Annotated in this window: 16 protein-coding genes; 7 read left to right on the top strand and 9 right to left on the bottom strand. The window is 38.6% G+C overall.

The window, feature by feature from the left end; all coding sequences use genetic code 11:
• The first annotated feature begins 71 nt into the window (after positions 1-71).
• Positions 72-1,352 carry a M20/M25/M40 family metallo-hydrolase gene (locus tag B9A52_RS09690; RefSeq protein WP_084120160.1) on the top strand — a complete coding sequence of 427 codons (1,281 nt, stop codon included), beginning with the start codon at positions 72-74 and terminating at the stop codon, positions 1,350-1,352.
• A 102-nt stretch (positions 1,353-1,454) separates the two neighbouring features.
• Here the strand turns inward: B9A52_RS09690 and B9A52_RS09695 are convergent, their stop codons facing one another.
• A complete protein-coding gene (locus B9A52_RS09695) occupies positions 1,455-1,676 on the bottom strand; it encodes a type II toxin-antitoxin system HicB family antitoxin (RefSeq protein ID WP_084120162.1) in 222 nt (73 codons plus the stop codon).
• Positions 1,677-1,905: 229 nt separating this feature from the next.
• On the opposite strand from B9A52_RS09695, the gene B9A52_RS09700 reads away from it, so the two are divergent.
• The gene (locus tag B9A52_RS09700) at positions 1,906-3,099 is read left to right on the top strand and encodes a hypothetical protein (RefSeq protein ID WP_084120163.1); all 1,194 of its coding nucleotides are present in this window, start codon (positions 1,906-1,908) and stop codon (positions 3,097-3,099) included.
• Between the two features lie 375 nt (positions 3,100-3,474).
• Here the strand turns inward: B9A52_RS09700 and B9A52_RS09710 are convergent, their stop codons facing one another.
• Positions 3,475-5,115 carry an ABC-F family ATP-binding cassette domain-containing protein gene (locus tag B9A52_RS09710; RefSeq protein ID WP_084120167.1) on the bottom strand — a complete coding sequence of 547 codons (1,641 nt, stop codon included), beginning with the start codon at positions 5,113-5,115 and terminating at the stop codon, positions 3,475-3,477.
• 174 nt (positions 5,116-5,289) lie between these two features.
• Between B9A52_RS09710 and B9A52_RS09715 the strand changes: the two genes are divergently transcribed.
• The gene (locus B9A52_RS09715) at positions 5,290-5,577 is read left to right on the top strand and encodes a hypothetical protein (protein ID WP_084120169.1); all 288 of its coding nucleotides are present in this window, start codon (positions 5,290-5,292) and stop codon (positions 5,575-5,577) included.
• A 221-nt stretch (positions 5,578-5,798) separates the two neighbouring features.
• Here B9A52_RS09715 and B9A52_RS09720 read toward each other — a convergent pair whose 3' ends face one another.
• Positions 5,799-7,007 (bottom strand): ATP-binding protein, encoded by a 1,209-nt coding sequence (locus B9A52_RS09720; RefSeq protein WP_084120171.1) that lies wholly within the window; start codon positions 7,005-7,007, stop codon positions 5,799-5,801.
• 329 nt (positions 7,008-7,336) lie between these two features.
• Positions 7,337-8,932, bottom strand: a complete 1,596-nt coding sequence (locus tag B9A52_RS09725; protein WP_084120173.1) for a phytoene desaturase family protein — start codon at positions 8,930-8,932, stop codon at positions 7,337-7,339.
• Between the two features lie 460 nt (positions 8,933-9,392).
• On the opposite strand from B9A52_RS09725, the gene B9A52_RS09730 reads away from it, so the two are divergent.
• The 3 genes from B9A52_RS09730 to B9A52_RS09740 all read left to right on the top strand — a co-directional run bounded on the left by B9A52_RS09730 (position 9,393) and on the right by B9A52_RS09740 (position 11,117).
• Positions 9,393-9,956, top strand: coding sequence for a Crp/Fnr family transcriptional regulator (locus B9A52_RS09730; protein ID WP_084120175.1), 564 nt, complete (start codon positions 9,393-9,395; stop codon positions 9,954-9,956).
• A gap of 93 nt (positions 9,957-10,049) precedes the next feature.
• On the top strand, positions 10,050-10,628 hold the full coding sequence (locus tag B9A52_RS09735) for a hypothetical protein (RefSeq protein WP_084120177.1): 579 nt from the start codon (positions 10,050-10,052) through the stop codon (positions 10,626-10,628).
• Between the two features lie 195 nt (positions 10,629-10,823).
• Positions 10,824-11,117, top strand: a complete 294-nt coding sequence (locus tag B9A52_RS09740) for a Bor family protein (protein ID WP_084120179.1) — start codon at positions 10,824-10,826, stop codon at positions 11,115-11,117.
• Between the two features lie 61 nt (positions 11,118-11,178).
• On the opposite strand, the gene B9A52_RS09745 is transcribed toward B9A52_RS09740, so the two are convergent.
• The 5 genes from B9A52_RS09745 to sucD all read right to left on the bottom strand — a co-directional run bounded on the left by B9A52_RS09745 (position 11,179) and on the right by sucD (position 15,590).
• Positions 11,179-11,814 carry a hypothetical protein gene (locus B9A52_RS09745; protein WP_084120180.1) on the bottom strand — a complete coding sequence of 212 codons (636 nt, stop codon included), beginning with the start codon at positions 11,812-11,814 and terminating at the stop codon, positions 11,179-11,181.
• Complete coding sequence (locus B9A52_RS09750; protein WP_172805192.1) at positions 11,811-12,359, bottom strand: outer membrane beta-barrel protein; 549 nt, start codon at positions 12,357-12,359, stop codon at positions 11,811-11,813. Before B9A52_RS09750 ends, B9A52_RS09745 begins: the two co-directional genes overlap by 4 nt.
• Positions 12,360-12,639: 280 nt before the next feature.
• Positions 12,640-13,218, bottom strand: a complete 579-nt coding sequence (locus B9A52_RS09755; RefSeq protein ID WP_084120183.1) for a YdeI/OmpD-associated family protein — start codon at positions 13,216-13,218, stop codon at positions 12,640-12,642.
• A 144-nt stretch (positions 13,219-13,362) separates the two neighbouring features.
• Positions 13,363-14,433 (bottom strand): mechanosensitive ion channel family protein, encoded by a 1,071-nt coding sequence (locus B9A52_RS09760; protein ID WP_084120184.1) that lies wholly within the window; start codon positions 14,431-14,433, stop codon positions 13,363-13,365.
• A 275-nt stretch (positions 14,434-14,708) separates the two neighbouring features.
• Positions 14,709-15,590 (bottom strand): succinate--CoA ligase subunit alpha, encoded by an 882-nt coding sequence (gene sucD / locus B9A52_RS09765; RefSeq protein WP_084120186.1) that lies wholly within the window; start codon positions 15,588-15,590, stop codon positions 14,709-14,711.
• Between the two features lie 219 nt (positions 15,591-15,809).
• Between sucD and B9A52_RS09770 the strand changes: the two genes are divergently transcribed.
• Positions 15,810-19,154, top strand: coding sequence for an ATP-binding protein (locus tag B9A52_RS09770; protein WP_231955549.1), 3,345 nt, complete (start codon positions 15,810-15,812; stop codon positions 19,152-19,154).
• Positions 19,155-19,189: the final 35 nt, after the last annotated feature.

Raw genomic sequence — 19,189 nt, forward strand, 5'->3', positions numbered from 1 at the left:
AATTGTTTATAAGTGGTATTGCCATCCTTTTTATTTTTCACCTATTTCGCTATCAATAGAAACTTCCATTTATGAACATCAAGGCCTTCTTCCCACTATTGGTATTTTTGCTAACCAATCAAATCATCATTGCCCAAACCATACAGCCGCAATACCAAAAACAGGTGGAGGAGTTGGTGAATAAACCAACGATCCAAAAGGCTTTTGAGTATATCAAATCCATCGATGATCAGACCATCAAGGATATGATTTTCTTGACTGAGATACCTTCGCCTTCTTTTCACGAAAAGGAAAAAGGTTTGGCTTTCGCCGAACTGTTGAAAAAAGCCGGGGCGGATACGGTATGGATAGATGAGGTTGGTAATATCATCGGAAAGCGAAAAGGAATCAAGTCGGATAAAACCATCCTCGTGGAGGCGCATTTGGATACGGTATTTCCTTTTGGTACAGATGTAAAAGTCAAGCAGAAAGGGGACACACTTTTTGCCCCTGGGATCGGTGATGCGACAAGGTCCCTTTCAGTGGTGATTGCTTTGGTCAAGACTTTCCATGAATTCAATATCCGTACGGAACATGATATTTGGTTTGCAGGAACAGTAGGAGAGGAAGGATTGGGAGACCTGAAAGGGATGAAGCATCTTTTAAGGGAAGGCGCACATCCTTTGGCTGCCCATATCGCCATAGATGGGGGCGGATTGGAAGATATTGTGAATGGGGGCATTGGTTCGCTCAGGTATAAGGTCATGTTCAAAGGTTCAGGAGGGCATTCTTACGGTGCATTTGGAATCGGAAATCCTCACAATGCCCTGGCCCATGCCATCACAGCTTTTGTCTCAAAGGCAGATGTATTTACCAAGGAAGGTCCAAAGACCACTTACAGTGTTTCGGTTTTGGGTGGCGGCACTTCTGTCAACTCCATCCCTTACGAATCTTGGATGTTGGTGGATATGCGTTCGGAAAGTCAGGAGAAACTGAAAGGCATCAATCAATTGTTTCTGACAGCAATGGAAGAAGGATTGGAAAAGGAGAATGCCATTATCCGAAGTGGTGATGCTTTGAAACTCAAAATAGAAAAAGTTGGAGATAGGCCAAGCGGTATGGCCGATCCGGATTCACCCATAATCCAACAGACCATGGCTCTTGCCAAGTTTCTATCAGGAAATGATCCTGTATTGACCTCAGGTTCTACCAATGCCAATATTGCTTTTTCCAAAGGAATTCCTGCCGTAACCATCGGCAAAGGAGGGATAGGAGGAGCCATACATAGTTTGGGAGAATGGTGGATCAACGAGGACGGTTATCTGGGGGTGCAAAATGCTTTGCTGTTGGTTTTGATGCAGGGAGGGATGTAGATGTGAGAGATTAGAAGCGAGAAGTTAGACGAAAGATGCAAGAGCCAAGAAACAAGAAACAAGAGCCAAGAAGACTTTTCATTGTCTAAAAAAATATTAGCCTCAATCAACAAGAAGGGACAACTCGAGGCTGTTTGTATCATCAGGTATTGGTTCACCATTGGCTTGAAGCTCTTCAAGATAAACATCTATGGCTTCTCTGGCCATTAATTTTGCATGTTCAATATTCTCTCCCCATGTGATGCAACCTGGAAGAGAAGGAACCATAACAGTAAATCCGCCTTCACTTTCCGGTGTTAGTATAATTCTAAATGATTTTTTCATTTACTGTGTAATTTAACTTTTAAGCTAAAGATAGGAAAAATGTTTGGCCATAAATAAAACTCCGGATCATTATCAGGACCATTAGAGTAAAATCTACAATTATAGTGGTAAATAAAGATGAATACGTATGAAATCAAAACACCTACCTTTAGGTACAGAAAGGATTTTGATATTGATGATTCTTTGGTTTTTAAACTAAAATTATTAGTTTAGTTTAAAATTGGAAATCATGGTTAAAGGGGTTGGTTTAAGATTGTTTGTCGGGTATTTCATGTCAGCCCCTTTGTTGGGCAATTTTTCATGTACTCAAAAAGGAAAGGATATTCAAGAGATAGGAAGTCTTCCTGAATCAAAAACAATAAGTCTGACCCTTATAGATTCTATTCAAATTCCATTTTTAGGCAATCCAATGGTTCAGGATATTTCACCCAGTCAGCAGCGTGTAGTATTTATGGACCAAAAGGTGTTCACAGAGGATATTTTTATAGCGGATTTTGAGGGGAATATTTTATCTACTTTTTCCAAACTCGGAGACATGCCGGATAATCATGGAGGAATCCGCTCGCCTGTTTTTATTTCTGGCGAGGACAGCATATTGATTTATGGCAATCGAGGCTATCTAAGTTTTGATATGGAAGGCAAGATGCTTTCTTTGGTTAAACCTCAGGAATTTACCGGTTACAGCTTTGCTTCATTTGGCATGGGCCGAAATTTCGAAAAGTATAAGAATAAATTACTCTATTTCGATCAAGGCTCAAGAAAAGAAGATTATACCCAAATCAGCCTTTATGATGAATTGCAGGTGCTTAATTGGCATCATCCCAAAACCGGCAAGAAAATCCCTTTCAATCCATTGCCTGAAAGCAGCATTTTTAAATCGGGAAAGTATTTTTTCAGACAAGCTTGGTTTCCTGCCTTTTCCATAGGAGATAACCTGATTTATGTGGTTTATGGTATAGAGCCGATAATCTATGCCTTTGATGTTGAGGAGCCCCATGAACTCAAAAAAAGCATTCCTTTGAATCTGAATGATTATGAATTGTTTCCTGGATTGGGGGAATATACTGACGATTTCAGGAAATTAGGATTGGGATTTGAATGGGGGAAAATAGAAAATATCAAAAGAATAGGAGATTACTTTGTTCTTGCCTACTTCCCGGGATATGATGCTACAGACAGAGAATTGCAATGGGAAAATAAAACTCCTGAGGAAGCGATTGCTTTTAGAGAAAGTATACCGAAAAAATATCCCAAGAGAATTCAAGTGACAGACTTGGAAGGAAATCGACTTCTTGACTTTGCCCCTTATCACTACCATCCCGAAACGATGTTGCTAAGAGAAGGTCAATTATGGGTGATGGCCAAACCCAACCCTGATGTTGAGGAAGATTTTTTTAAGGTTTATAGGTTAGTATTAGAATAAAAAACTTCTCTGTAATTCTTGGTAGTAGGTATTGAAATATTTGAAATAAGGTAGAAATATGGTTTAAATAAGATTGAAATATTTTGCCTCATTACAAAGTCAAATATTTCCTTCAAATCCCTTTTAATACTATCCATAAATATCATTCTTCAAATATCCATAAGTATCGCTTAAGGCATATTTCAAATTATATCGCCGAAGGCATATATCCATATATATCGCTGAGCATATTTCAATCATTTTTCTTTTCAATACCTCATCACCAATATCAACTAATATCGCAAAGCATAGATCCATCAATATCTCCAAAAGCATACCCGGCCGCCGTAGGAGGGTATCCATTTATATCACGAAGTAAATATCACAAAGTATATATCATTTAGAACCCCTTTCCACCTCCCTCAAATTCTCCATCTTCTTATTCCGTAAAAATCCATTGATGTCCTCAAAGTGTTCCTTGACACGCTTGTTGCCAAATTCAAATACCTTGGTCACCAATCCATCCAAGAAGTCCCTATCGTGGGAAACCACAATCAGGGTTCCGTCAAAGGCTTTTAGCGCATCCTTGATGATATCTTTGGTGCGCATGTCCAAGTGATTAGTGGGTTCATCGAGGATCAAGAGGTTTACAGGTTCCAGCAAAAGTTTCACCATGGCCAAGCGGGTTTTTTCTCCGCCGGATAGGACTTTGACTTTTTTGTTGATATCATCACCTTTGAACATAAAGGCACCCAAGAGGTCCTTGATTTTGGTTCTGATCTCGCCTACGGCAATCTGATCTATGGTTTCGAAGATAGTCAGGGTCTCATCCAGCAGTGAAGCTTGGTTTTGGGCAAAGTAGCCAACCATGGCATTGTGTCCCAACTCACATTTCCCTTCAAATTCGATTTCACCCATAATGGCCTTGATCATGGTGGATTTTCCTTCTCCGTTTTTCCCTACAAAAGCTAGCTTCTGACCACTTTCAATGATCATGCTGGCATCTTTGAATACCACATGGTCTCCATAGGATTTGGTAAGGTCTTCCACGATCACGGGATATTTTCCGGATCTGGGAGAAGGTGGAAAACGTAGTTTCAATGCCGAAGTATCCACCTCGTCCACTTCGATGATTTCCATTTTTTCGAGCATCTTTACCCTAGATTGTACCTGTAGGGTTTTGGAATAAGTTCCTTTGAAACGGTCTATGAACTCTTGAATATCCGCTATCGTACGCTGTTGCTCTTCGTAATGCTTCTGCTGCTGCTCGCGGCGTTCTTTTCTGAGTTCAAGGTAATGGCTGTATTTGGCTTTGTAATCATAGATTCTACCCATAGTAACCTCAATGGTCCGGTTGGTGATGTTGTCCACAAAAGCCCTATCGTGGGAGATGACCACGACAGCCTTGGCTTTTTCCATCAGGAATTCTTCCAGCCATTGTATGGATTCAATATCAAGGTGATTGGTAGGTTCATCCAAGAGGATCAGGTCAGGTTTTTGAAGCAGGATCTTGGCGAGTTCAATCCGCATCCTCCAGCCCCCTGAGAATTCGGTAGTGGGTCTATGAAAGTCCGCTCTCAGGAATCCCAAGCCCAACAATACTTTTTCCACTTCAGCTTCATAATTGACCTCTTCTATGGCGTAGAATTTCTCACTCAGTTCGGATACCTGCTCAATGATTTTGTAGTAATCCTCCGAATCATAATCTGTTCGGACGGTCAATTCCTCGTTGAGTCTTTCTATTTCGGTTTTCATGTCAAGATAGGAAGCAAAGGCTTTGGCAGTTTCATCGAAAACAGAACAGTCATCGGCGGTCAGCAAATGCTGTGGCAGGTAGGCGATGATGGCATCCTTTGGCGCAGAAACACCACCTGTTGTGGCTTTTGTGGCGCCTGCGATGATTTTGAGCATGGTGGATTTGCCTGCACCGTTTTTACCCATCAGGGCGATTTTATCATTTTCATTGATGGAAAAGGATACATTGCTGAACAGGGCCTGCCCGCCATGCATGACGGAGATATTGTCTACTGAAATCATGAGAAGAAAATTGAAGCGGCAAAGGTAGGGAATTGGAAGATAGGAAGATTGGAAAATTCCAAAATTGTAAAATAACCATTGGGGATTCCTGCTGCCATTTAATTTTATTTATTGATGCGAATAATTCTAAGGAACGATTTTTGTACTAATCCAATAAAAAACAATCAAAAAGCTATGAATAATTATCAAAAATTAGAAAAAATGGATAGGGCTTTAAGGATGATGGAAGACCTTAAAAACAGTCAGGTGGCCATGGTGGAAAAGTCTTCAAAGCTTCAGATGGATGCCATGGAATTCAACTTCTCAGAGATGGAAAAGAATATGGGGGATTTGTTCTCCAGGTTTAATGAAACACTTGATATCATCAATGCTGAGATTGACCGCTTCGAAATCAAAAGGAACAAGTTTGAAGAAAAGCATGGATTGGATAAAGAGGAAGAGTTAAATACAGGAAGTAATTAATTGAACTTGTATATCCGCAAATTCACCAGTAGCAATATATCATTTTCTACAACCTCGGCAGGCTCGGTGAACGGAATAGCTTAAGATTAAAAGGGGATGGTCGAGCCTGCCATCAGCAGACAGGCTTGCCGAGACCAGTCTGTAAAATATTCTATACTTGAAAGAAAGCGAATTCCAATAATTTGTAATTGACATTTTGAAAACAAACTTCATAGGAAATATCAATTAACCATTTTCAAACAAAAGTCTTTAATGTGCATTCGGTTTATTCCTTTGTGAGTTGATGTCTCAGTCAATTCATCCATTGTTACAACATATTTGGGGAAATTATCCTGGATTTCAAGTAAATTCCCGTATTCTCGATTTATTGTCTCCTCATTTGTCAGCAAATATGCCACTTGTACATAAATTTTTTCTCCTGATTTCTGAGCGATAAAATCGATTTCTTTCTTCCCTTCCAAGCCAACAGATACTTCGTATCCTGCCATTCGCAAGTGCAGGTAAACCACGTTTTCAAGGATTTTATGTATGTCATTGGCTTTATAACCAACAATTGAATTCCTGATTCCAATATCCTCAAAGAAATATTTTTCTCCTATTTCGAATACTTTTTTCCCCTCTATTCCTGTTCGTTTTACCTTGAAAATCAAAAATGATGCTTCAAGATATCCTAGATAATCGATTACCACCTGAGTTGAAATATTTATTTTCTGAGATTTTAAATAATCGCTAATTTTTTTTGAGGAGACGATGCTACCCAAATTATCTGCTAAAAATGTAATTAGGTTTTCAAGGAATTTTACGTTTCTAACATTAAATCTTGATACTACATCTTTGAGCAATATGGTGTTATAAATATTTTTCAGGTATTCATAGGCTATTTGTATTTCAGGATCCAAATTGATTAGGTAAGGTAAACCTCCAAATTTTAAATAATTCTGAAAGGTATTCACAGAATCCTGTAAATTGTAAAATATCAAATACTCTGCGTAACTAAGTCCAAAAACCTTTATTTCAATATACCTTCCACCCAAAAAAGTTGCGAGCTCGCTTGAAAGCAAATTAGCATTGCTCCCGGTACAGTAAATATCGAAATTACCTCTAGTGACAAGGTCTCTTAATGTAATCTCAAATGATTCAATATCCTGAATTTCATCTATAAATAGCGCTACTTTTCCGTTTCCTTTTACATTTTCTTTCAAATAGTTAAATAGGTCATTCGAATTCCTTATTTCTGAAAACTCATATTGCTCTTTATTGATAAAGATTATTTCGATATCAGGACTTGCTTTCTTAATAAGGTCTCTCAGTTGCATCAATAGAAAGCTTTTACCAACCCTTCGCTGTCCAATTAACACCTTGATCAATGATTTTCCGATAAAGGGTTTCAAACGATCAATATAAAGAGGTCTTTCGATGTATTCAATCATTTCAATTATAGGATATACTTATGGCAAATATACAATAAACTTCAATTATAATTGAAAGTTATGCTTAAATATTTGAATCTATCAATCATAATAGTATTATATGCCTAACCTAGTTGGAAAATAATTTTAAATTATCTCAATCTTTAAAACTCCCTGCTCCTAAAGAAGAACTGATCTCCTGCGCTTCCCTAATCAAATCAGCCGGATAATTGGACAATTCCAAAATCTTAATCGCATTTCTAGTTCTTTTTCCATCTTCAATCTCAAACTTTTCAATAAATCAATGGATTTTCAAATAACAATTCTGGGATTTCAATGGAAACATGCTTTCATTTCATAATAGTTTTGATCAGGTTTTTCTTCAAAATAGCCGATGAAGTAATCAGACCGCTCATCAATGCCCCTCCTATTCCACAGGAAACGATATCCTGCCCAGTGAGGTAAAGGTTTTTAAATGGCGTATGGGGAGTGAGGTGTTCATTTCGAAATCTGCTCGGACTATGTTCCAGACCATATATTTCACCTGATTGGTATCCTGTAAAGTTTTTAGTGGATAAGGGCGTAGAAAGCTCGTAATAATCTATCTGTCCTCTCAGGTGCGGAAGTTGTTGGTAGAGACTTTCCAATAACTTTAAAGACCATTTCTCTTTCAGGGCTTCATAATCCTCTCCCCTTTTCCCCCATCGGGTATTTTCCCAGGCTTTAAACCAATCATAGGGGGCAAGCGAGATAATCTCGATGGTGGAGGACCCGGGATATCGCTTTTCCCAATCCGGATCTTTGGACGAAGGAAAAGAAATATATACCACGGGAAATGGCTTGTCATCCGGATTGGTGAGGTATTCACTGACATTTTTATCGTGGTCATAACCTGGATAAATCCAAAAATTAGAAGTAGGCAATTGAAGTTCCTTACTGTTTTTCTTCAAACCGATATACAGACAACTATGTGCTACTGATGCACGCAATCCATCAAAATGCCGTTCCAGCTTAGGATAAAGGGGATGCTCCTTGGGGATGAGTTTTTGAAAGGTATTGAACACTCCCGCATTGCTGATGATTCTATCTGCTTTTAGTTCGTGGTCATCTGGCATTCGAACCCCAACCGCTTTATTTCCTTCAAAAATAATCCCCTTTACCTCCGCATTGGAATACACATCTCCTCCTGCTGCTCTGACAAGGGGATAAATGCTCTCTGCAATTTTTGCAGAACCCCCCACAGGGAAGTATCCTCCGTTGAAATAGTGATTGACAAGAATTGCATGCATGGCAAAACTGCTTTGTGCCGGAGGAAGCCCATAATCCCCATATTGGCCACAAAGTACTCCAATCAGTTTTTCATTATCAGTTAAGGATTTTAGCATTTCCAGTGTGCTGATATCCGAGAATTTGTGGAATTTTCTTGAAGTCCATTTTCGAATCCATTTCCCGACCAATCCGGGAACCACTTTCATGCTATAGAAATCTTTGCTGCTTACAATTACATTTTTCACTGCCTCCATATAGCGGTCAATGGCAGCATGATTCTCAGGAGTATCAAATTCAGATTTTAGTTTGGCAACGAGGTTTTTACGGCCTTTTACCAGATCATAGGTTTTATCCCCAAAGACAATTTTATCATACACCTCTCCCATGTCCTGCCACTCGAGTTTTCCCTGCGTGATATATCCGAAAAGACGGGGCATAAGTTTTCGGTCATTGTGCATATCACCGACATAGTGAATACCCACATCCCATTCATAATCCTTTCTTTTAAAAACATGGGTAAAACCTCCGATAGTATAGTGCTTTTCAAGTACCAACACTTTTTGCCCCTGCTTGGAAAGAAGTGCGGCGGTGGTTAGCCCGCCCAAGCCCGATCCGATGACAATGGCATCATAATGACCGGAAGGTTTGTTTTGTTTGTAGGAAGGGAAATTGCGCACGATGAAGCTTTTATTTAAATATTATGATTATCCGCAATCATGCCAGTTCGCCTATCTAATTCTGTAAACGGGACCGAAGACCGAAGACCGATGACCGAAGAATCCAAAATTCAAGCATTTTTTCAGACATTTCAATTGGTTATTAAGCTTACTGGTAAGAAAGCGGATATACAGATTAAATATAATGCAATTGAAGGATATCGCAGATAAAAAATTCTTTTTAATTCCTTTTTTAGGTGCTTTGGATTATAGCCAAGATTATTTTGATAAACCAATAGAAAACAATGGGTCCTTTATCAACGTTTTACTTTTCAAACGATAAAATTAAGTTCAACGGATTTTCTTCAAAAAATAAGAGTTAACTGTATACTTTAAATTTTTTTGAATGTTTTAAATTAACTATGCCAAAATAACGCAGGAATACCTAAAAACCCTTTATTGCACCAACATTAAAAAACAAATGGAACAAATCAGAGCTTATTTTAATAATTTCCTGCCCCTTACAGACAATGAATGGAATGACTTTGCTCCTTGTTTCCAAAAAGAAGAATTAAAAAAAAAGGATTTTTTGATTAGGCAGGGGGAAAGCTGCGACTTCATTGCTTTTATTGCAGAAGGCATTTTTCGGTTTTACTATGTACAGGAAGGAGAGGAAAAAGTAACAGCGTTCTTTTTTCCAGGAGATTTTGTGACCAATTACAGGAGCTTTCTGACTGGTAAACCATCTGAACATTATATAGAATCCCTGAAACCCTCAGTGATTTACAAGATCAAAAAAACAGATCTTAATCTACTTTACGAAAAGCATAAAAACATGGAAAGGCTGGGCAGGTTTATTGCAGAAAATTTATATTTAACCGTAGCTAAAAGACTTGATTCTTTTTTACATAGTACACCGGAGAGTAGATACCAGGAATTATTGGACCGTAATTCCAAGTTGCTTCAGGAAGTGCCCCAGTACATGCTCGCTTCCTATTTGGGTATACAACCGGAAACTTTAAGTAGAATACGGGCAAGAAAATAATCCTACAAAAGGCCTTTCTTGACCAAAGTCAATCATTTTTCTTTCCTCGCACCCGACTTTCGTACCAGTATTAACTATTAAAATATTGGTATAATGAGAAAAATCACAATTGCAGTTTTATTATTTTTCAGCCTGGTGCAGTATGCACAGGCACAAAATGAAGGTTATCAAGGTAAAAAATGGGGGGCGGAAGTCAATATTCTATGGCCGATTTTTCCGGGAAATATTTACAAAGGACAGGTAACTTATGAAACCTGGAGACAAAACGACCTTGCCGGTGATGTTTACGTCGGTTTTCATATCAGGCCATTTGAATTCCGGGAAGATGAAGGCGAATTTTCCAATTATGCCCTGACATTTGGCTACCGACAATTTTTTTGGAAAGGGCTTCACGCTGAAATCTATCAGGCTATCGGTCCGGGTTTCAACAGAAACAACGTGATAGATGGGAAAGATTATAACAGCTGGGATTATGAAGTCGGTCTATTGTTGGGATATCGGCTCGAACTTTTCAGGAAGGAAAAGAGAGATAAAATGAAATTTAGTCCCTATCTGAGTACCCAACACGGTTTTTATTATCTGGCCGCACAAAGCAATCCGCATCCGATCCGGAATTTTGAAGGTGAGCAACCGATTTATTTCGGTACGATCAACCTTGGTGTCAGGTTTTAGACATTCCGATTTGGGGCAGGTCAAGCCGCTCTTCTTTGGCTGTAGCTTGGTTTATCAATGATCCATCTATCTCCATTAAACTTTGATATCGAGAAATTTCTAATGCAATAAAAAAAGTGGAGACCAGAAACCACAATTCAAAAAACGGGGCGAAACCGAAAAGCCTGATGAGTAGGACAGTTAAATCTAAATATTATGAAAAAAAACTTTGTGAACCTTGCTTTCATTTTAACCCTGGCATTTCTCTTACCATCTTGTTATTCTCTTACTTATTCGGTGGGAGAGGGACCACAATCAGGAATTGAAGTAAAGGAAAAAAATCATTTCTTTATTTATGGTTTGGCGACAGGTAAAACTTCTGACCCAACCGCAATGGCAGGAGACGCCACAGATTATGAGGTATCTATTTCACATACCTTTGTGGATGGGCTCATCAGTGCTGTGACATTTGGAATTTACAATCCAACTACAACAAAAATCACAAAATAAACTGAGCGATAAGGCACGGAGTCATAAATAATAATGACTCCGTTTTCTTTTTGAAATAAAATCACCTGACTATAATGCTGTTTTCATCAAACAAAGGTGCTTCTTGCCCTATTTCAATAAATAAAGCTTTTTTGGGGTTACTTTGGTGAATTTCAAAATACCTGATACCACTGTTACCCATACCCCAGCTGCCACAGGTTGTCGTAATCGGTTCGTTTGCGGCTTTTTCCTCATATTCCTGGAGGGCTTTGCCCGTAGGCCTCAATACATACCTGTCAACTCCCTTACGCGGGGATTCAATTTTTTCGAAGGCACAAAGTTCCTCCTCATCCCAATCTTCAAAGTCTTTGAGATACTCCAACACATCTTCAATTTCGCCGTTTTTAAGATCAAAGACCTGAATGGCCAATCCTATGGCTACGGGCTGGCCGTTTTCGATTTTCTCAATAAAAGCTCCCGGTAATGTTTCGCTTATTCCAACTTGAAGCTCTTCGTTTTTCTGTGCCCAAAACTCTATTCCTGCACCTGATACTTTTTCCCACTTAAGTCCGTGATAAGGTTCTCTCGAAGGCATTTCATCCAAAAACAATTCCCTATCAAAATTTGAAGACTGCTTTCGTTCTGTATTTTGGCAACCGAAAAAAAAGAACAATAGTAGGCACATTAGCCCCATCTCTTTGAAGTGATATTTTGTCATAACCCGATGGCTAAACCGATTTGTAAGTAGGAATTTTTGTTGCCGTCGTTGACATCCAAAAATCCCTGATGATATCTTGCTTCTAATTCAAAGATCAGTACTTTTATCCCTAGACCAATATGGGCCGGAAGATCAAATGAATTGGTTTCATTGCTGCTGGTCAGGGCATCTGAACCGTTGACTTCATACGTTTCAGACAGTTTGAAATTCCCGTTGACACCTACTTGGGCAAACATAGGACCGAACTTTGTCCTAAGGCCAACAGGTATACTCAAATAATCCATTTTTCTGAAATTGGCATCATCTGTCCTATGTCCTTTTTGCATGTATTCCACACCCGTATGCAGCATCAACAAACTTCCAATACCTAATTTATTATTTCTAAAAGCCCCTAGATAGAAATGCCCTAGACCATCGCCTATCCGGTTTCCATTATTATTTGTATAGGCAACCTGGTAGCCTGACCTGACTCCAAAGCCCTGGGCATTTGCCTCGATTCCCAAAAATAAAAGGCAAGCCACAATCCCTAAAACAAATACTCTCATATTACAAAGCTTCATGAATTTTTTACCTACTCTTTTGGCTTTTCGGTTTCCGCCTATTTTGCAGAACAATTTATTGATTATCGGGGTCATTCAAAATATACCAGATGTTTTTTAAGAAAAAAATTAGATTATCCGAAAATGGACCACTTGCTAAGTTTCCTTTGCTTTTTGGAAGGGAATGGTGTGAGATGTGCGTCACCGATGATCGATAACCTAAGATCGAAGAAGTCGAGGAAAATTGACCTAAGCAAGGGTAAATGGCAATCTCCTGCATGATTACTTATCTGAACTGTTTTGGTTTTAGGTTTTGGCCCGCCAGTTCTACGATTTCTTCAATTCGTCTCTGTCTTGTTTCCTGACGTTTGGCAAGAACAAGCCATTGCAGAATATTCCGTTTGTCTGATCTGCTTAACCCTATGAAATAGTCTTTTGCATTTGGCCTTTTTTGAAATTCATCTTCTAAATCTTTAGGGATGATCAGCGCTTCAGCTTGGTCTAAAATTGTCCAAGATCCGTTTTGTTTTGCCTTCTCTATGATTGCAAAACCCGCTTCTGTCATCAGACCTTCTTGAATTAGGCGTTCGACTTTTTCTTTATTCACTTTTGACCAAACGCTATTCTCTTTCCTTTTGCTGAAAAACTGCATAAATTTATCCTTGTCGATCGGTTTTGCTTTGCTATCTATCCAACCAAAGCAAAGCGCCTCATCAACCGCTTCCCCATAGGCTATTGTTGGGACTTTGGCTTTCTTTTTATAGTAGATCAGCCAAACAGACTCTTTTTTATGGTGATTGCTTTGTAGCCATTCCCGCCATTCTTTGCGGGATGTGGGATAAAATGTTTCCAGCTCTTTTTCCATCTTTGATTGGCCAATTTAATTCTTATACTAATATTAGAGGTAATTAAGGCTTGAAGAAAAAAACATCATTATCAAGCAAATTATTATGGAAAGATATAAAGATAGGTAAATAACAATCCAACGGTTTTTATGATAAAATCAAAATCACACCATTTTTGTATTCGGAAAAATCACCTTTTCCGGATTTTTCTTGAGTTCTTCCATCACACTTTCAAAAAGTACTTTCTTTACAGGTCCTGAGTTTTTCGGTTCTACCAAATACCGCACTATCACTTCTATCCATGTGTTTTCATGGGCCTTTAAAATAACAGATGGATATTCATTTACATGCAGTTCATCTACAGGAGTGTCAGCCAGGATTTTTTTGAAGCGCTTAACCCTTCGGACCATTGCTTCACCTATTTCTTTTTCGACAGTTCGTTTTATGGTTTCGCTGGTAAATTTAAAATCGCTATTATAAGCTATGAAAAAACTGAGTTCATTCCAGATGAAAGGGAATAGGGGCCACGAATAATTATAGACATATTCACTGAATACTTTTGAGTTGGCAAATCTTATAATACGGCCACTCGGATGGTCTGCGGATAGATAGTCGCCATTAAATTCCCACAAGGTTGTATCCAAATAGCTAACATTGATTACATCGCCAAAGACATTTCCAATCCGTATCCGATCACCGACTTCATAAGGCTTTCGAATGAGAATGTATAGCCATCCAAAGAAACTCGTGATGAGATTTTGTAAAGCAAAGCCGAGTACAAGCGATACAATACCAAATGAAACCGCGGCTGCATACCAGTTTGCAAACAACAGTGAAAGGATGATGATAAGTATAAACAGAGCTCCGAAAAAGTCAGCAATCCGATTGAAATTAAATTCCTTGGTTTTATCTTCTATCTTACGGTCAACTATTTTTTTTAATAGTCTTGTCGCCAACAACACCAAGGAAATCAACATGACCGCAAGCACAATTTTCTGGGCCAAGGGAATATAACTGCTGGTTATTGGTATTCGTTTCCAACCTAATAGAAAATAAAGAACACCACAGCCCAAAAAAATAATTATGGTTATGCCCATTATAGGAGCTTCTTTTTTTAAAGCAACAGCGCTTCCTTTTTGAGCAGAAACTGAAGTCTCAATCAATGCCCTTTGGACTTTCTCATCCTTTTTTATTTCTTCTAATGCTTTTTCTTCTAAAGGGTCCGATGTTTCCATATTTGATTTAATTTAAGTTAAAATATTCATAATCAGCTTTTTTTAGAACCTTTATTCTTTTACAATTTGATTTTTTTTCATCTCATATTAAAAAACTAAAATTTGGGTTTTGAAAATGATATAATATGTGTTCCCTTTAATCATCGAAAAATAATTCTCTTCAGAAAATTCTTTTAACCAACCTTACCATTTACAATAAGCACAAAAAAACCGCCCCAAATTTCTCAGAGCGGTTTCAAATCTAAATTCTATCCCGATAGCTATCGGGACTAAAATCAAGCAACAACACCCAACACCTTCGCCATCACCGCGCCGATTTCGGCAGGGCTTTCAGCTACATGGATGCCGTTTTCGGCCATAATTCTCATTTTGGCAGCAGCAGTATCGTCAGCACCTCCTATGATGGCGCCGGCATGACCCATCCTACGTCCGGGAGGGGCTGTCTGTCCTGCGATAAATCCTACCACAGGTTTTTTATTACCGTTTTCTCTGATCCATTTGGCGGCATCAGCTTCATAATTTCCACCGATTTCACCGATCATCACGATGGCATCTGTTTCAGGATCTTCCATCAACAGCTGAACAGCGTCTTTGGTGGAGGTTCCAATGATAGGATCCCCGCCAATACCTATGGCAGTGGAAACTCCCATTCCTGCCTTAGCAACCTGATCTGCTGCTTCGTAAGTCAAAGTTCCTGATTTGGAAACAATACCTATCCTGCCTTTTTTGAACACAAATCCTGGCATTATGCCCACTTTGGCTTCTCCCGGAGTAATAACGCCCGGACAATTTGGACCAATCAATATAGCGCCTTTTTCTTTGATATATGGTTTGGCTTTCATCATGTCAGCTACAGGAATTCCCTCAGTAATGGCAATGATTACTTTGATGCCCGCCTCGGCTGCTTCCATGATGGCATCTGCCGCAAATGCAGGCGGAACGAAAATAATGGAGGTATTTGCGCCTGTCTTGGTCACAGCCTCTTCTACAGAATTAAAAACCGGTTTTTCCAAATGGATGGTGCCGCCTTTTCCTGGGGTCACCCCGCCGACAACATTGGTACCGTATTCTATCATTTGCTGTGCGTGGAAGGAACCTTCTGATCCAGTAAAGCCCTGCACGATCACTTTGGAATCTTTATTGACTAAAACACTCATGTATCGATATTTAAAGTTTGCACAAAATTAAAAGAATAAGCCCCACGACAAAAAGAATTAGGAAACAATATCCATTTAATTTATTCTATCCATATCTTTTTATAATTTACGCGGTATTGTAGTCCCCTTATGCAAAAGAAAGCACTCCTTTATTTATTTCTTTTAGCCAGCCATTTTGGCCTTGCCCAGAATTTTCTTTTTAATAATCAAATAAAAGGGGTGGAACTGCCTACTGATATGATTTCAGAGGTCATACAGGATGAAAAAGGTTTGGTTTGGTTCAATACTTCTTTGGGAATTTTTTATTCTGATGGATTTTTCACTTATCCGGTTCCTGATTCTATTCAAAGCCAACTTTCAAGTTCTGCGGCCATGTTCCAGGATGAAATGAATCAAATTTGGGTGTATAACCAAACTAATATTCCAAAAGTATACTTCTTCTCAGGGGCCAAATGGCATGAGGTGGAAATTCCCGAATCTATCCTGAAGGGGATGGAACTGAATTATTTCAGATTTTCAAAGAACAGGATTTTGGAGGGGGAAGTCCTCTTTTTCATCAATGAAAAAAATATTGTTTTTGGAAGTTCGGAATCGGGAACATGGAGCAATTATCCCTACACTTATGGAGAATTGGGAGAATTTTCCGCATCCTATAATTGGGGAGAATCCGTACTTCTGTTTTTTAGAAATGGCTCTTTGCAATATAAAAATGGTGTTTTGAGTTCTTTTTATTTTGAAGGAATAGAGCTTCCGTCTCCTGTCCAACATTTAGTCTATGAAGAAACAGCCAATTCATACTATTATTTAGGGGATGATTTTCTTGCGGTAGGTAAAAACATCCTTGAACCGGATAAGGTAGTAGCAAAGGGATTTGTCAGGGATATTTTCAGTCTGGCAAATTATAGTAATCTCCAGGTTTTTGAAGGAGATGTTTATTTCAATTTCAATTCCCAACTGTATAAATACAATCCCGAAACAGGGTTGGTCCTGGAAATAGATGCTTATGAAAGTTTAAAAGCATACCATATCAATAGTTTTCTGGTAGATCGGGAGGGAATTATTTGGATAAGCAGTGACAGAGGCTTGGTAAATATCAATTCTTTGAGATTTTTAAATTATGATTCTAAATTTTTGATGGATGATGAGGTTTCGGCTATTTTAAAGTTGGATGGCCAATCCTATTTACTTGGATTCAATAATGGGCTACAGTATTGGCAAAAGGATAAATTGAGGACTCTTTTAGGCGACACCAAAATTATAGGTCACCCAAAATTCAGAATTACGAATTTTGATCAGGACAAAAATGGGATCGTTTGGTTTTCCTCAAATCTGAACGGTATGGGCAGGATAAATCCCAAAACAATGGAACTGGAATTTCAGCCCAGTCCTGACTTGAAATTTGTGTCTGCTGTAAAATCCATAGGAGATAGTCTTTTCATTGTAACTAGGGACAGGATTTACCTTTCTACCATATACAGCAGAAAGGGACAGCATTTTCAAAATGAAATAATGGATACTTTTTTGAAGGAATTAAATCAATCCGTGGCTTATGTAAGAAAGGTGGATAAGTTGCAGGATGGCAGAATGATCATCATGCAAGGAGGGAACCTGCCGGAGGATCAAAATTTTGTAGCTACGGATCAGGTATTCAGTACTGTAGGTTATGATTTTTTGGAAGACGGGGATTGCCTTATTTTGGGAACTGAAAAAGGATTGAAAAAGTACTGTAATGGTATTTTTGATTTTTATATGGTCAACAATGAAAAAATCGATAGACCTGTTTATGCCATATTAAAAGATTCCCAAGGATACCTTTGGGCCGGCACTGACCTTGGCCTTTACAGAATAGGAGAGGAAGATATTATAAATTTCAATGAGAAAAATGGATTGATAGGTTCTGAGGTCAACAGAGGCGCATTATTGGAAGGGGATGCTGGGGAGATTTTGATTGGTACCAGTAAGGGGCTTTCTGTTTTTTTTCCAGGGGAAAATAAAGAATACCAAAATTACCCGCTGACTGACATCATTAAGGTAGAAGTTCTTGGCTTCAAAGAAGGTGAAGTTGATTTAGAACGCATTCCATTTGGAAACAATAATATTCAGATTACTTTTCAAGCAGTCAGTTTCCTTCAATCCAATGATTTGGTGGTAAGGTATCTTTTGGAAGGATTTCACGAGGACTGGATTGAACTGGTTAATCCAAGGACCAATGTTTTGACTTTCAATAATCTTCCGGCAGGAGAGTACAAGCTGAAGCTTCAGGCGGGGTTCGATGGGGTATATGGCGAGAGAGAGGTAAATTCGGACAGTTTCAGGATCCTTAGACCCATTTACCTGCAGTTTTGGTTTGTTATAACTTTATTATTGGTTTTTCTGCTCATCGGATTTCTTTTGAACTCCTTGCTCAATTCATTTCGAAAACAAGGTGTTCTCAAAAAGGCAGTGGATGAGAAGAGTAAGCAAGTAATCAATATTGAAGATCAGTTTAAAAATGTCTGGCAAAGTTCCAAAGATGGTTTGATGCTGTCTGATGACAAAGGTAAAGTGCTTGCAATTAATCCGAGTTTGGAAAAAATGGCAGAAATAACCTCAGAGGAAATTGAAAAAAGATGGGTACATGAATTATTTGCCGAACCTGAATTTTATTTTAAAACAAGTCCTTCAATCATCAAATCCATCAATAATCCTGACAGCAACGGGGAAGTTTTTGAATTGGACATTCCGTTTAGGAGCGGATCAAAGCAAATTGAGCTATATGTCGTCAAGCTTAAGTCTGAATTTGAAGGGGTTAAGTTGAATTTATCTGTTTTCAGAGATATCACAGTAAAAAAGGCTTATGAAGTCGGTTTGGAGAAAGCCAAAGAAAAAGCAGAAGAAGCCAATCGTCTCAAATCCAATTTCCTTTCCAATATCAGCCACGAAATCAGGACACCCTTAAACGGTATTTTGGGTATAACTGAAAACATCCTGATCCAAAAGAATAAAGATGATGGGTTAGTTTCGCAGCTTGAAATCATTCAGGAATCAGGAGAAAGGCTGCTGAGTACCATCAACAGTATTTTGGATCTATCCAAATTGGAAGCAAAAAAAATGGAGGTTGTTTATAAGGAAACCAATATCAATGATTTGTTGGCCAAAATCCTGCTGCCGCTAAAAGAAATGGCTGTAAGGAAAGGTTTATTGCTTTCAACAAAATACGAGACACAACCCCTGATTGGGCTGATTGACGGACGGTATTTTGAAATGATATTGAACAATCTCGTAGGCAATGCCATCAAGTATTCCAATGAAGGAATGATTTCCGTCAAACTGAGAGGCAACTCTGACCAAATTGAACTGGAGGTAAAAGATCAGGGAATCGGGATGAGTGAGGATTTTCAAAAAATTCTCTTCAGTCCATTTGAACAGGAAAGCAGTGGGTATGGTAGGAGTTTTGAAGGCACAGGCCTAGGATTAACAATTACAAAAAATCTAGTTGATATCCTTGGTGGTGAGATTTTTATTAAAAGTGTTAAAAATCAGGGTACAAAGGTTAAAGTAATCTTGCCTTTAGGTAAAAAATGATTTTCGTAAATGATTTAAACTTGTAATTTGCGTCC

It is taken from the genome of Aquiflexum balticum DSM 16537, from assembly GCF_900176595.1.
GTDB lineage: Bacteria > Bacteroidota > Bacteroidia > Cytophagales > Cyclobacteriaceae > Aquiflexum > Aquiflexum balticum.

Excerpts from the sequence above, each read along its gene's own strand:
- B9A52_RS09690 (WP_084120160.1), top strand. The coding sequence starts at position 72 with ATGAACATCAAGGCCTTCTTCCCACTATTGGTATTTTTGCTAACCAAT.
- B9A52_RS09695 (WP_084120162.1), bottom strand. The coding sequence starts at position 1,676 with ATGAAAAAATCATTTAGAATTATACTAACACCGGAAAGTGAAGGCGGA.
- B9A52_RS09700 (WP_084120163.1), top strand. The coding sequence starts at position 1,906 with ATGGTTAAAGGGGTTGGTTTAAGATTGTTTGTCGGGTATTTCATGTCA.
- B9A52_RS09710 (WP_084120167.1), bottom strand. The coding sequence starts at position 5,115 with ATGATTTCAGTAGACAATATCTCCGTCATGCATGGCGGGCAGGCCCTG.
- B9A52_RS09715 (WP_084120169.1), top strand. The coding sequence starts at position 5,290 with ATGAATAATTATCAAAAATTAGAAAAAATGGATAGGGCTTTAAGGATG.
- B9A52_RS09720 (WP_084120171.1), bottom strand. The coding sequence starts at position 7,007 with ATGATTGAATACATCGAAAGACCTCTTTATATTGATCGTTTGAAACCC.
- B9A52_RS09730 (WP_084120175.1), top strand. The coding sequence starts at position 9,393 with ATGGAACAAATCAGAGCTTATTTTAATAATTTCCTGCCCCTTACAGAC.
- B9A52_RS09735 (WP_084120177.1), top strand. The coding sequence starts at position 10,050 with ATGAGAAAAATCACAATTGCAGTTTTATTATTTTTCAGCCTGGTGCAG.
- B9A52_RS09740 (WP_084120179.1), top strand. The coding sequence starts at position 10,824 with ATGAAAAAAAACTTTGTGAACCTTGCTTTCATTTTAACCCTGGCATTT.
- B9A52_RS09745 (WP_084120180.1), bottom strand. The coding sequence starts at position 11,814 with ATGACAAAATATCACTTCAAAGAGATGGGGCTAATGTGCCTACTATTG.
- B9A52_RS09750 (WP_172805192.1), bottom strand. The coding sequence starts at position 12,359 with ATGAGAGTATTTGTTTTAGGGATTGTGGCTTGCCTTTTATTTTTGGGA.
- B9A52_RS09755 (WP_084120183.1), bottom strand. The coding sequence starts at position 13,218 with ATGGAAAAAGAGCTGGAAACATTTTATCCCACATCCCGCAAAGAATGG.
- B9A52_RS09760 (WP_084120184.1), bottom strand. The coding sequence starts at position 14,433 with ATGGAAACATCGGACCCTTTAGAAGAAAAAGCATTAGAAGAAATAAAA.
- sucD (WP_084120186.1), bottom strand. The coding sequence starts at position 15,590 with ATGAGTGTTTTAGTCAATAAAGATTCCAAAGTGATCGTGCAGGGCTTT.